The 12,657-nt window shown below is 35.5% G+C and carries 13 protein-coding genes; 3 read left to right on the forward strand and 10 right to left on the reverse strand.

Features of this window, described 5'->3' with window-relative positions; translation table 11 throughout:
* Positions 1 to 109 precede the first annotated feature (109 nt).
* From SB679_RS04485 to SB679_RS04510, 6 genes are all read right to left on the reverse strand, one after another.
* On the reverse strand, positions 110 to 1,702 hold the full coding sequence (locus SB679_RS04485; protein WP_410701011.1) for a SulP family inorganic anion transporter: 1,593 nt from the start codon (positions 1,700 to 1,702) through the stop codon (positions 110 to 112).
* 143 nt (positions 1,703 to 1,845) lie between these two features.
* Positions 1,846 to 2,145, reverse strand: a complete 300-nt coding sequence (locus SB679_RS04490) for a hypothetical protein (RefSeq protein WP_410701012.1) — start codon at positions 2,143 to 2,145, stop codon at positions 1,846 to 1,848.
* Positions 2,146 to 2,167: 22 nt separating this feature from the next.
* Entirely contained in the window at positions 2,168 to 2,836 is a 669-nt protein-coding gene (locus SB679_RS04495; RefSeq protein ID WP_410701013.1) for a carbonic anhydrase, read from the reverse strand.
* A 367-nt stretch (positions 2,837 to 3,203) separates the two neighbouring features.
* Complete coding sequence (locus tag SB679_RS04500) at positions 3,204 to 3,758, reverse strand: serine acetyltransferase (protein WP_410701014.1); 555 nt, start codon at positions 3,756 to 3,758, stop codon at positions 3,204 to 3,206.
* 11 nt (positions 3,759 to 3,769) lie between these two features.
* Positions 3,770 to 4,921: a glycosyltransferase gene (locus tag SB679_RS04505; protein WP_410701015.1), complete on the reverse strand. Its 1,152-nt coding sequence runs from the start codon at positions 4,919 to 4,921 to the stop codon at positions 3,770 to 3,772.
* A 53-nt stretch (positions 4,922 to 4,974) separates the two neighbouring features.
* Positions 4,975 to 5,547 (reverse strand): acyltransferase, encoded by a 573-nt coding sequence (locus SB679_RS04510; RefSeq protein WP_034708409.1) that lies wholly within the window; start codon positions 5,545 to 5,547, stop codon positions 4,975 to 4,977.
* 44 nt (positions 5,548 to 5,591) lie between these two features.
* On the opposite strand from SB679_RS04510, the gene SB679_RS04515 reads away from it, so the two are divergent.
* The 3 genes from SB679_RS04515 to SB679_RS04525 are packed head-to-tail and all read left to right on the forward strand — an operon-like array spanning position 5,592 to position 7,577.
* A complete protein-coding gene (locus SB679_RS04515; RefSeq protein WP_410701016.1) occupies positions 5,592 to 6,566 on the forward strand; it encodes a 3-oxoacyl-ACP synthase III family protein in 975 nt (324 codons plus the stop codon).
* A gap of 19 nt (positions 6,567 to 6,585) precedes the next feature.
* The gene (locus SB679_RS04520) at positions 6,586 to 6,819 is read left to right on the forward strand and encodes a phosphopantetheine-binding protein (protein WP_034708403.1); all 234 of its coding nucleotides are present in this window, start codon (positions 6,586 to 6,588) and stop codon (positions 6,817 to 6,819) included.
* Positions 6,819 to 7,577 (forward strand): SDR family NAD(P)-dependent oxidoreductase, encoded by a 759-nt coding sequence (locus tag SB679_RS04525; protein WP_410701017.1) that lies wholly within the window; start codon positions 6,819 to 6,821, stop codon positions 7,575 to 7,577. The genes SB679_RS04520 and SB679_RS04525 overlap by 1 nt, the downstream gene beginning before the upstream one ends.
* Positions 7,578 to 7,742: 165 nt before the next feature.
* On the opposite strand, the gene SB679_RS04530 is transcribed toward SB679_RS04525, so the two are convergent.
* From SB679_RS04530 to SB679_RS04545, 4 genes are all read right to left on the reverse strand, one after another.
* Positions 7,743 to 9,236 (reverse strand): phosphoethanolamine transferase, encoded by a 1,494-nt coding sequence (locus tag SB679_RS04530; RefSeq protein WP_410701018.1) that lies wholly within the window; start codon positions 9,234 to 9,236, stop codon positions 7,743 to 7,745.
* A gap of 835 nt (positions 9,237 to 10,071) precedes the next feature.
* Positions 10,072 to 11,226, reverse strand: coding sequence for a glycosyltransferase (locus SB679_RS04535; RefSeq protein ID WP_410701019.1), 1,155 nt, complete (start codon positions 11,224 to 11,226; stop codon positions 10,072 to 10,074).
* Positions 11,226 to 12,065 carry a glycosyltransferase family 2 protein gene (locus tag SB679_RS04540; RefSeq protein ID WP_410701020.1) on the reverse strand — a complete coding sequence of 280 codons (840 nt, stop codon included), beginning with the start codon at positions 12,063 to 12,065 and terminating at the stop codon, positions 11,226 to 11,228. Before SB679_RS04540 ends, SB679_RS04535 begins: the two co-directional genes overlap by 1 nt.
* Entirely contained in the window at positions 12,066 to 12,608 is a 543-nt protein-coding gene (locus tag SB679_RS04545; RefSeq protein WP_410701021.1) for an acyltransferase, read from the reverse strand.
* Between the last annotated feature and the right edge of the window lie 49 nt (positions 12,609 to 12,657).

Raw genomic sequence — 12,657 nt, forward strand, 5'->3', positions numbered from 1 at the left:
ACTAGATAAACCAACAAAGCAGTTTTTTGAATTAAATAATCATAAAAGGCCATCGAATCTCGATGGCCTTTTTGATAGCTTTTATATCGTATTTTCCAATCTGATATAATTACATTGCTCTTCTGTGGGTAATCACGATATGAGAATCCTGATCTGTTTCATAGTCTTTATATGAAGTTTTGAAACCCATCAATTCCACACTGATATCTTCTTCTTTTGCGCGGATATTGGCAAAATCCTGGATCATTTCCAGTACATCAGTCGCGATATATGAAGTTCCGGATGCATCAATCACTATGGTAGAGTTGGGTTTGATATTCTTCAACGTCTTTTTGATTGCTGCTTTATTCAAAAACGAAACTTCTTCGGCAAGTTTCATCTTAATTCCGTCTGCTCCATCCAGTTTTTCCTTACTCAGATAATAAGCCCGTTTCATATTTCCCTGAAGGATGTAGAAAACAGAAATAGCCAATCCAATCCCAACTCCTTTTAAAAGGTCGGTAGCTACTACAGCCACTACTGTTGCAACAAAGGGAATAAACTGAAATTTTCCAAGATCCCAAAAATGTTTGAAGGTAACCGGTTTTGCTAATTTATATCCTACCAAAATCAATACTGCGGCAAGTGTTGCCAACGGTATTAAATTTAAGATGAAAGGAATGGAAAGTACACAAACCAGCAGCAAAACACCGTGGATCATTGCAGACATCTTGGAAGTGGCACCCGCATTGGCATTGGCAGAACTTCTTACCACTACAGAAGTCATCGGAAGTCCTCCAATGAATGAACTGATGAGGTTTCCGATCCCCTGAGCCCTAAGCTCGAGATTGGTATCTGTAATCCTTCTCTGCTTATCAAGCCTGTCCGAAGCTTCAATACAAAGCAGTGTTTCAATAGAGGCTACAATGGCAATAGTTGCCCCTACGATCCAGACTTTAGGATTGGTAAATCCATTAAAATCAGGCATGGTAATCAGGTTTTTAAAATCATCAAGCGACTGCGGTACAGGCAGCGAAACAAGATGTTGTGTTCCGATGGCCAGTGAGCTTCCCGATAACTTAAAAGCTTCGTTCAGTAAAATACCTGCCACCACTGCTACCAAAGCGCCTGGCAGCATTTTCATTCTTCTGAGTGCAGGTACTTTGTCCCAGATGATAAGGATAGCCACTGAAACTAAAGTTACAAGGATGGCTCCTGGATGTACGGCACCCAATAATTCGGTGAAGTAATTGAAGTTTAATCCTTTATCAAAAATAGATTCGTGTCCCTCATAATCCTGGTCAAATCCCAATGCATGAGGTATTTGTTTTAAGATGATAATGATTCCGATGGCGGCAAGCATTCCTTCAATCACATTATTTGGAAAATAATTGGAAATACTTCCGGCTCTTATAAATCCTAAGACCAACTGAATGAGTCCGGCGATAATACCAGCACAGAGAAAAAGCTCAAAAGCTCCAAGATCTGTAATGGCTGTTAAAACAATTGCTGTTAAACCTGCGGCAGGCCCTGATACTGAAATGTTTGAATTACTCAGGAATCCTACGACCAGACCTCCTACTATACCGGAGATTACTCCCGATAATGGTGGAGCTCCTGATGCTAAGGCGATTCCTAAACACAAAGGCAGAGCCACTAAGAATACAACGAGCCCTGAAGGGAAATTCTCCTTGATTCCTCCTAATAAAGATGTTTTTTTCATGATGTCTTTGAAAAATACTATAGTATAATTGACTGATTTATCCTAAAATAATCAATTATAAAAGATTGGAAATTTAATTTTAAAGCATGTGAATCCGATATCAAATATTGATATGAATAATGATGAATAGGTGTGCTGAAAAATTAAGCTTCCGGAGGCGGAGAAAATATAGTGAGTAAAGGAGACAGATGAAAGTGGTCATCTATCAACACAAAAGATCTGCCTTTTGGATCAGGCTCGAAAAACTTTAGGTAATCAAATACATCTAAAGTTTTTGGAAGTGTCTTTTCGTAAACAGTAAAAGAGGATGGGTGAGAATGCGGTTCTTCTTCATTGACTATGGTATTGGTTCTCAGTATATCCCAACCCGCTACCGCAGCAATGCTTGGCAGTGCAGTAAAGTTTAGGAAAACCGTCAATACAATAATACTCCAGAATTTCATGTTACATTCTTTTTTAGAAAAACTATGTAGTCTTTCTGCTCATTACCCAATCAGAACTTGTAAGGTTATAGATTTTTTGGATGTCCTTCAGTATTTTTTCGAAATCGATCTCTAAATCAATAATTTTACCGGTTCTAAGGTCAAATACCCAACCATGTACAACAGGATACTCTTCTAAAATGTATCTTTCCTGTACGCAGGCCATTTTGATTACGTTAATACACTGTTCCTGAACATTCAGTTCTACCAGTTTATCATAACGCTTACCTTCATCTTCAATAGAATCTAATTCCGCTTGATGCAATCTGTAAACGTCACGGATGTTTCTCAACCAAGGATTCAATAATCCTAAATCCTGAGGAGTCATCGCTGCTTTTACACCCCCACAGTTGTAATGTCCGCAAACAATAATGTGTTTTACTTTAAGATGTTCTACAGCATACTGAATAACCGCTGTGGAACTCATGTCTAAAGTGTTGACTACATTAGCAATGTTTCTGTGAACAAATACTTCTCCGGGTTTTGCTCCCATCAATTCTTCTGCTGTAGCTCTACTGTCTGAACATCCAATGTATAAAAACTCCGGATGTTGAGTTTTAGCTAGTTCACTAAAGAAATTTGGGTCTTGAGCAATTTTAGATTCTACCCATTTCCTGTTGTTTTCGAAAATAACTTCGTACGATTGTGACATAATTTAAATTTTAAAAAGGTTTATATTATTTATTTCGTTTAAATTATTTTCAAATTCAATAGACTGAATCAATAATTATGCAAAAATATAATTTTTGACGAAATGCCAATCATTTTTAACAAAGTTTAATATAGAAATATGTTTAAAATCATATGGAAACTCCAGTATAGAAGTATAAATCGGATGTTTTCATATTGATTTTTCAGATTTCAATAATAATATAAATGGTAAAAACGCAGTATAAAATTACAAAGTATAAATTATAAAATGCATGAATCAAATTAAAATATTCTTAATAGTGTAAAAAAAATCGTCTCAATACAGATTGAGACGGTTTATACGTTTAACAGCTTAGTAATATCGTATTTTATATTGTATTATTAATGTAGGCTTCTGTTGCTCTTTCTGTGGGATAAATCGTCCCTGGGTTACCCATGACTACAGAATTGGCAGGGACATCAAAATTAACATAAGAATTAGGCGCAATTAAAACATTATTGCCAATAGTAATGCCGCCTACAATTACCGCATTAGAGCCAATCCATACTTCATCACTGATCGTTGGAAAGCCCTGTAATTTACCACGGTTTTGCTGGCCAATAGTCACCCCTTGTGCAATATTGCAGTTTTTCCCGATTTTAGCTTTAGGGTTAATGACTAAACTTCCCCAATGCCCCAGGTAAAAACCTTCCCCGATTTTGGTTTCGGGATAAATCTGGTAACCGTATTTTATCTGGTAATGTCTGAGAACAAACTTCCAGAATATTCCTAAAATTGGTTTTCCGCTATATTGTTGCGCTTTTCTTAATATATAAATAAAATGCAGGTTCGGGTTGATGCATTTTTTCCAAATTTCAAACGAAGAAAGCCATCTGCCGCTTTCTCTATAGAAATCTTTTTGTATTACTGTGTGCTCTGGCATGATAGAAATATTTAGAGTCCGTCAATAATTTCCTGTAGATGTGCTACGGATTTTTGCAAGACAAAAGGAAGGTCTGCTGCTGCAATTTCTTTTTCATATTGTGCAGACAGGCTTTTGTCGGTAAGGAACTTTTTCATTCCATCGTAGATTCCATCCTCTGAGTTGGGAGTAATGACACCTAATTTACCTTCCTGGAGAAGGTCTCTTATTCCGGAAACATCTGTAGATACAATAGGTTTATTTAAAATTAATGCTTCTGCAATAATGGTAGGGAACCCTTCATGTCTGGAAGACATTACATAAAAATCAGCTTTTTTCAGATAAGGATATGGATTGCTTCTGAAACCCAGCATTTTTACCGTTTCCTGAAGACCTAACTGATCCAGTTTAGCATGGATATTCACATAATCAAAACCATCACCAATGATGATGATCTGATGAATAAGCCCTTCTTCAATCAGTTTTTTATGAACGTCCAGAAGTCTGTCATACCCTTTCTGCGGATAAACCGTTCCAATTGTAATAAAAGTAGGGATTTGATTGGAAAAAGGATAATCATCGATGGCTGTATTCGCTTTCTGTAACGTATCTGCTTTGTCAATCGGGTTGAAAATTTTAATGACTGCCTGTTTTTCACGGTCATTTTGGGCGAGCTTCTGCATCTCTTCTTTCAGTTTATTGGAAATAACCAATATTCTGTCAAATTTGAAGAGCTGTCTGATTACATCGGGTGTAAATTCTTTCAGATTAAAGATATCATTTTGAATCCAGATGATCTTTTTTGATTCCTTTTGAGGACTTGATAATAGTTCTCTGTACATTCCGTGGATTGCCGCGATCTCTACGTCATATTTTTTATTTTTTAAAACAAAACGATATAAGAGAAAAGGAAACCAGAGAAACATCTTTTGATACAGTACTCTGAATATTTTTACAGGGATCTCATGAGGCTTGTTGGTGGTAATCATTTCACCCTTTAACAGATGATACATATTGACCCATGACGGGACTTCTTTGATGTACATCCCTGTATAAAGGTTGATCAGCAGATCTACTTCATATTTATCTTCCGGGAGGTTTTTCAGGAAATTAACAAGGACTTTTTCTGCACCTCCGTGGCGCAGCGACCCTATTCTGATCAGTATTTTCTTCTTTTTCAGCATACAGTTGATCAATTACTTTTTTGAGTAAATAAATTTTTGTTCAGGAATTGTGTTTATTTTATTCTTCTTGCTTTTTTGAATTTATAAGGCAGATTGGCCTTTACATATTCATCCAGTTTTTTTCTGTCTTTTTCCAGTTCGCGGGGATATTCCGGATTGTTTTTTAAGACAATATCGCCATAGTCTTCAATAGTGCAAAGGAACTGAGCCGGATTTCCTATGAAAACCGTATTGTCAGGCATCGATTGTGATAATACCGAATTAGCACCTAAGATACAATTATTACCGATTTGTACATCCTGCATAATGACGCAGTTGATGCCAATGGTACAGTTGTTACCGATCTTTATTCTTCCAAAAATTCTTGCATCTTCATACCCGGGAAGTCTTCTCAGAAGGGTAGTGGTTCCCCCATGATTGACGAAGCGTACCCCTGCTGCAATATTCACATGATCGCCGATCTCAATAAGGTAAGGCTCTGTTCCAAAATACACTTTATCAGGCATATTGAAGCTCTTTCCTACCTTCATGCCCCTGTGTTTTGCCGCTTCAAGGCTGGCTTTGTTCAGGAGGGAGTGGTAAAGAGAATATATTTTTAAAAGGATTCTAAAAATAAATATTTTCATTATCGTACATTTGTTTTTTACTTTTGCAAAGAAAAAGAATTTATATGATAAAAATTTCCAAAATAGAATATTATTTGCCTGAACTGGTTCTTACCAATGAGGATTTGGAAAAAGAGTTTCCCGAATGGAGTTCAGAAAGGATCGAAGAAAAAATAGGGATCACACAGCGTCACATCTCTGCTGATAATGAGACCGTACTGGATCTCGCAGTACAATCTTCAGAAAAGCTTTTCGAAAACTATGACAGAAACAAAATAGACTTTATTTTGTTCTGTACCCAGAGTCCGGAGTATTTCCTGCCAACTACTGCATGCATCTTACAAGATAAGCTTGGATTAAGAAAAAATATAGGAGCCATAGATTTTAATTTAGGATGTTCCGGTTTTGTGTACGGATTAGCTTTTGCTAAAGGCCTTATCGCCACTGGAATCGCTAAAAGTATTTTATTGGTTACCTCAGAAACCTATACGAAACATCTTAATCCGAAAGATAAAGCAAACCGAAGTATATTCGGAGATGCATCAGCTTCAACTATTATTGAAAAGGCAGAAAATGCGAAAGGGTATGAATTTTGCCTCGGTACGGATGGAAGCGGTGCGGAAAACCTTATCGTGAAAAAGGGTGCTTTTAAAACTGATTTTGAATTAAACCCTAATAACGAATTTGGCGCGGAAGATCTTTACATGAATGGGCCTGAAATTTTTAATTTTACGATTGAAAATATTCCGGGACTTATTAAAGAGACATTGGCAGTAAATAATCTAACCATGGATGATATCGACCATTTTGTTTTCCATCAGGCCAATTCTTTCATGCTGAATTACTTACGAAAAAAGGCTAAAATACCAGCAGAAAAGTTTTATATTGACATGGCAAAAACAGGAAATACCGTTTCTGCAACCATTCCGATTGCCCTGAAAAATATGATGGATAAAGGAATGTTGAAAGCAGGAGATAAGATTTTAATGGCCGGGTTTGGCGTTGGGTATTCCTGGGGAGCTACCATATTAGAAATTTAATTTTAAAATTATATAGTATATGAAAACATCCGTTTTTTTAGAGAAATTACAAGAAGAACTGGAAGAGGATCAAACGCTGACTCTTGAGACTAACCTTAAAGAATTAGAAAGCTATGATTCAATAAGCTTGCTTTCTGTCATTGCATTTGTAGATGAAAACTTCAACAAAAAAATTGATACGAAACATTTTAAAGATATTGAAACCGTTTCAGATTTAGCAGACATTATCGGGAAAGAAAATTTCGAAGACTAATGAGTTCATTTTCCTTACAAGATAAAACTATTCTTATCACAGGCGCTTCTTCCGGTATAGGGAGAAGCTGTTCTGTAGAATGCAGTAATAACGGAGCGGCCCTGATTCTTATCGCAAGAAACGAAGAGGAGCTGCAGAAAACAGTAATGATGCTGGCTCCCGGGACCAAAGCTGAAACTATTATTGCAGATATTACCCATTGTGAAAATCTCGAAGAGCTTATTGCTGAAAAGGTTGACATTCTGGGAAAAATTTCAGGTTTTATTCATTGCGCAGGTATTGAAAAAACGCTTCCACTCAAGAAGCATACCCCGCAATTATACAATGACATTTTTGCCATTAATGTTATTTCAGGATTTGAAATTGCTAAAATACTCTCCCTGAAAAAATACAAAAACGAAAAATCTAGTTTTGTTTTTATCTCTTCTGTCGCAGGGATGGTAGGAGAAATTGGAAAAGCAGCTTATTCTGCCAGTAAAGGTGCTGTCGTTTCCGGGGCAAGATCTTTGGCCATGGAACTTTCCAGAAGTAATATCCGGGTCAACAGTGTGAGTCCGGCCATGGTAAATACTCCGATTTTAGAAAAAATGTTTGAAAATATTGGAGAAGAGGCCTCTCAGGAAATCCTGAAAAAACATCCCTTGGGAATCGGCGAACCGGAAGATGTAGCGAATGCGTGTATCTTTTTACTTTCTGATGCTGCCAAGTGGGTGACAGGCTCCAACCTAGTGATCGATGGCGGGTATTCTGCCCAATAAATACTTTCTACAAAGTTTTTCTAGTCCTATTGATTTTTATTAGCCATCTCTATATATTCAGATCTGTATTTTCTGAATACTTTTGTTGTGATATTCAGGCAAGATAAACCATAAACATTTCACATTTTGAACGCTGGTGAAATGTTTATGATTTCATGATTAAATTTACTCTTCTAATTTGTCATAATCAGAACCTACCATGTTTAAATTCAGATATCTGTTTTTCTCATTTTTGTAATGCTGTGGTTCTTCCAGACCCATGTACTTCATGATGAGAGGGTAGATGTAAGTGGTCTGTGTCAGTTGTGTATTGTGTCCTGGGGTTCTGTAGATTTCAGGTACTTTATCACCATACCATACGAAAAATGGCACCTGCGTTGATTCTTTAGAGTCAACATGTAATAATTTATTGTCTTTCATTTTAAGTCCGTGATCTGATGCATAAATCACAACAGAATTGGTGTTCTTAAGGGTGCTGAAAATATCTTTCATCACAAAGTCTGTATACTTTATAGAACTATCATAACAGTCTAAATCTGCAGAATTCCAGTTGGCAGGTAATCTGTTGCATGGATTTGGGTGGCTTCCCATAATATGGAATACAATAAATTTGTCGTTTTTCTGACGAATTACATTTTTTAATTCCGGGATAATAGCTTCATCATAACCATTTACCCATTTTTTATTTTTAGCCATTGAGGCTATTGCCGTGATTCCTTTAGCACTTGCCTGGGTACTGATCCAAAACGTATTATAAGAGCTTTGATTAGCCAGATTAATGATATTATATGACAATTTGCTGTAGTTATATCTGAATTCGTCAGGATCTATGCTTGAAAGGATTAACGGAACACTTAGATTGGTGATTCCGGCCGGAGATACAGCGTTATCGAATATCAGCATATTATTAGCCTGCAGGTCCGTATATGGTGTTGTTTTTTTGTTATATCCATACAGTGACATATTCTGCTTTCTTTCCGATTCTCCGATAATCAGAATCACATTTTCTATTCCGGGCTGAATCTTTTTTATATTGAAAACAGGAACATTTTTCTTAATAAGATTGATGTCTTCCTGAATTCTCAATGCGGTACTGAAGTCTGAAAAATGATAATAAACGCTTTTTATCATTTTTCCACCTCCTTTATTGCTTATATACTTGTGCTTAAGATGAAAAGTCAACGGCATTAGCAGCCATAGCAAAGCGATGATACCAAACTTAATATTAAACGTAACTACATTTTTTCTAAGGTAATTCACAGAATATAGGACCATTCCCGTAAAGACAATAAACAAAATGCTTGGTAGAATAAACATATAAGACATGCTCAGTGCTTCATTTACATTGGATTCCAGAATACTGATCGCCATTCCGACATTGAATCCCGAATGATACACAAAAAAGCATGAGACAGAGATGAGGAAATTAAGACCTAAGAGCAGGATTAAAAGTACTGCTATGACGGAGGTATATTTGTTTTTAAAAAGCAGGGCGTTGAAGACTAGAAAAGAGCAGAACATAATTCCATATTCGAAAAAATTTCTGATACTGTCGAACTTTTCCGGTCCGAATAAATTGTCGTAGATATATGGAAATGAAAATAAAAAGCCTGTTATATATATGATGAGGGTGAGAACAAGAATAATTTTTTTTGCCATGAGTGAATGAAATTGTTTATTTTAAGGTTAATATGTATTTATAGTGCAATTTTTATTAAGATCCTGTAGATGATTTTATGAATCCGGAGTGATCTATTGCTGGGAAATATTCATACGATATTAACTTGTGTTACATTATTTTTTTAATTGTTAAGGGTTTGAGTTTTAGCAGCCTTTTATACGATACAAAATACATTTGTTGAGTATAAAAAGAGAAGCTAAATGGTAACAACTAAAAAAGGGAATAAATGGAAGGGATTGGTTTTCATCAAAAATATTGTATTAAAATTTAATAATAGTTGAGATTGTGTTTTTTAATTTAATCTTAATTTTTTTTAGAATAAATCATCATTATTCTATTTATTCTGATCCAAACAGAAAAATAATGGTGTTTATCTGTGGGTAATTCTTTTTGTTATTTCATAATTAAATAGTGTTTTCTTTGACAAAAGTATATGAAATAACCTTTAAATCCAAGGGGAAATTTCCTTTAGGTCGTATAAGGCACTTCAGTTTTACGGTTAATGTAATTGTCTATCCTGTTTTTTTACAACTGAAACAGACGATGATTGTTCATGATAAGATAATGTAGGACGACATTAAAGTTAACATTATAATCGGAACTCATCAAAATATTTTCATTATATTGATTTTTATTTGAAAAGAATTGATTGATAGTGTGTTAACCTGATATTTTTTTGCCCTATTTATAATTAGGCCTTAGGTTGAAAATTTCCTGTATGGTCAAAATAGTAACCTTCCCCGATCGGGATTTCAGAATAATTTCAACATCATATTTTATCTTGGAAAAACAATCGGAAAAGGCGCAAGATTTCTATTTTTTACAAAGATTTTCTATCGTATTTTCTACTGCGTCGAATATCTTTTTATTATCAAACTGGCTTTCAATAGTTTTAAGATTTTCTTTAATTCCATGAACCAATTCCGGGTTCGTAAGAAATGCCTTCATAGCTTCATACATTTCGTCAATCTCATAGCTGATGAGAACTCCTGTTTCTTTGTCTTTGATCATCATTCCTATATCTCCTACGTTCGTTGCTATAATTGGTTTCTGAAGAACCAATGCTTCAGCAATAACCAGTGGCCACGCCTCAGATTCTGATGGCAGAATAAAGTAATCTGCATTTTTTATGTAAGGATAAGGATTCATCTGATTTCCGACTAAAATAAAAGTTTTCTCTACATTATATTTAATCGCCTGGTTGGTCAGGTTATTCATTTCCCCTCCATCTCCTACGATGATAATGGTGTGATGAAATCCTTCATCTATGAGCCTTTTGTGTGCTTCAATGAGTTTGTGATATCCTTTTCTGGTATGAAGGCGGCCGATGGAAACAAAAACTTTTCCTGTAGGGAAAGTTTCTAATTTTTCTGCAGCCTTTTTTTTGATCTCTTCAATAGGAATAGGATTGATAATCACGCTTTCGGGTGGGTAGTTCAGATCCGGATAATATTGATGCATCATGTCCTTTATTTTGTGTGAACAGTACACCATATGGTCGAATTGTGGAAAGCTTTTTAGTATTCCGGGAACCAGAGGCTGAAATTCAGGAACATTCACTTCTGAATGATACCAGCCTATTTTTTTCGAATTTTTATTCGTTGAATGTAAGATAGCATCATAATCTCTGTAATCCATCCCGATTTCTACATCAAAAGTATCATTGATGATACGATCTGCAATAGCCGGATTATTTTCTAATTTTTTCAGGCGTATCCTTCGTGCGATGAGCTGCAGCTTTTGTAAAAGAGGATTGGTGGAAAAATCTTCTTTTCCATCGGTAAGGTATAGCGTCCTAACATGTTGAGGGATTTCGTTGCGCAGCTTACCTTGATTGAGTGTTAAACACACCGTCATTTCAAATTTGTTGGGATCGAGATTGTTAAGAAGTCCCAGAAGAACTTTTTCTACGCCCCCCATTTCCATAGAACGGTGTCGGAACAAAATTTTTATTTTTTTTTCTAACATTATCCGAAGATTGATTGTAAAGTAATTTTTATTTTTTTCTTGATCCTGAAAGGCAATTCATTTTGATAGTTCAATAAATTAAATATCTCCTGATAATCCGTATAACTTCCAGGGATCTTTTTGCCGTTTATCATTTTCAGGCCTCTTCGTTTCATTGTGTTAAAGATCACCTGAGCAAAATACTCATGGGATCTTTTTTTATTTTCGTTTTGGGAGATGCCTCCCTGATGTGTTCTGTAAAGGTAATTGGTTTCATTAATGAACTGTACTTTCCCTTTTTCATACATTTTTAAATAGAGATCCTGGTCTTCTCCTATTCGCAGATTGGAGTTCATCTTTTCAGTCTGTTCATAAATGTTTTTTCTGAAAGTAACAAAATGGGCAATCTGAATGGGATAATTAAAAAAATAAGGGTCATTGTTGGGGACCTGTCTTGCCGAAGCAAACGGCGAAATAGGTTTAAGGTGCTGATCACAGGTCATGAATCTTGAATACGTAAGAACAACCTTGCTTTTTGACTGAAAAATATCCATGCATTTTTGAATGGCCGTAGGAGTAATGGCATCATCCGGATCTAAAAACCCGCATATTTCTCCCGTTGCTAATTCAATGAGTTTACTTTTTGTAACCCCCACACCGGAATTTTTTTCATTCTCAAAAAATTTGAACCTTGTATCGTTCGAAATGATTTCCTGTATGATCTTTTTTTCGTCTGCTGACGATGCATCATCTAAAATGATAGCTTCCCAGTCTGTGTATGTCTGCTTCAGTATGCTTTCAAAACAGTCCTTGAAAAAAAGAGCATTATTATAATGGGCAATAAGGATGGAAAACTTCATTTATTGCTCTTTAAAAATTAATTCTTGTTTGTTGACTACTCTGGTATTTGCGGGAACATCTTTATAAATACAGCATCCTGCACCAATGATGCAGTTATCACCTATAGTTACACCTTTTAAAACGATAACATTGCTTCCAAGCCAGCAGTTCTTTCCAATTTTTATGGGAGCAGTTGTAAAATCAGAAGGAAATAATTTGTATTCCGGCGATGTTTGGTAGGCATGATTATGATCGTATAATTTTACATTCTCTCCAAATAAGGTATTATCGCCTATTGAAATATGGTCGAGACAGTTAATAGAACAGAAATTATTCATGAAAAAATTATTTCCAAGTTCTAAGACACCATTTTTCTGGACAAGAATATGCACAAAATTCCGGAAGCTGACAGCATTTCCAATACTTACTTTTTTTAAATGGTCATGTAAGATGAAATGGTTATTATTGCCCAATTTTATTTCCTTGAAGAAAACATGCGGATGCTTCTTGAGGAGGGAAATCTGGCTCTTTCTCTGGAGTTTTGCAAAAATTTCATAAAACATATTTATTTTTTTTCACATTTGTAGCTCGCAAAGATAATTTGTTTTACAG

Source organism: Chryseobacterium sp. SIMBA_029, from assembly GCF_046535275.1.
Lineage (GTDB): Bacteria > Bacteroidota > Bacteroidia > Flavobacteriales > Weeksellaceae > Chryseobacterium.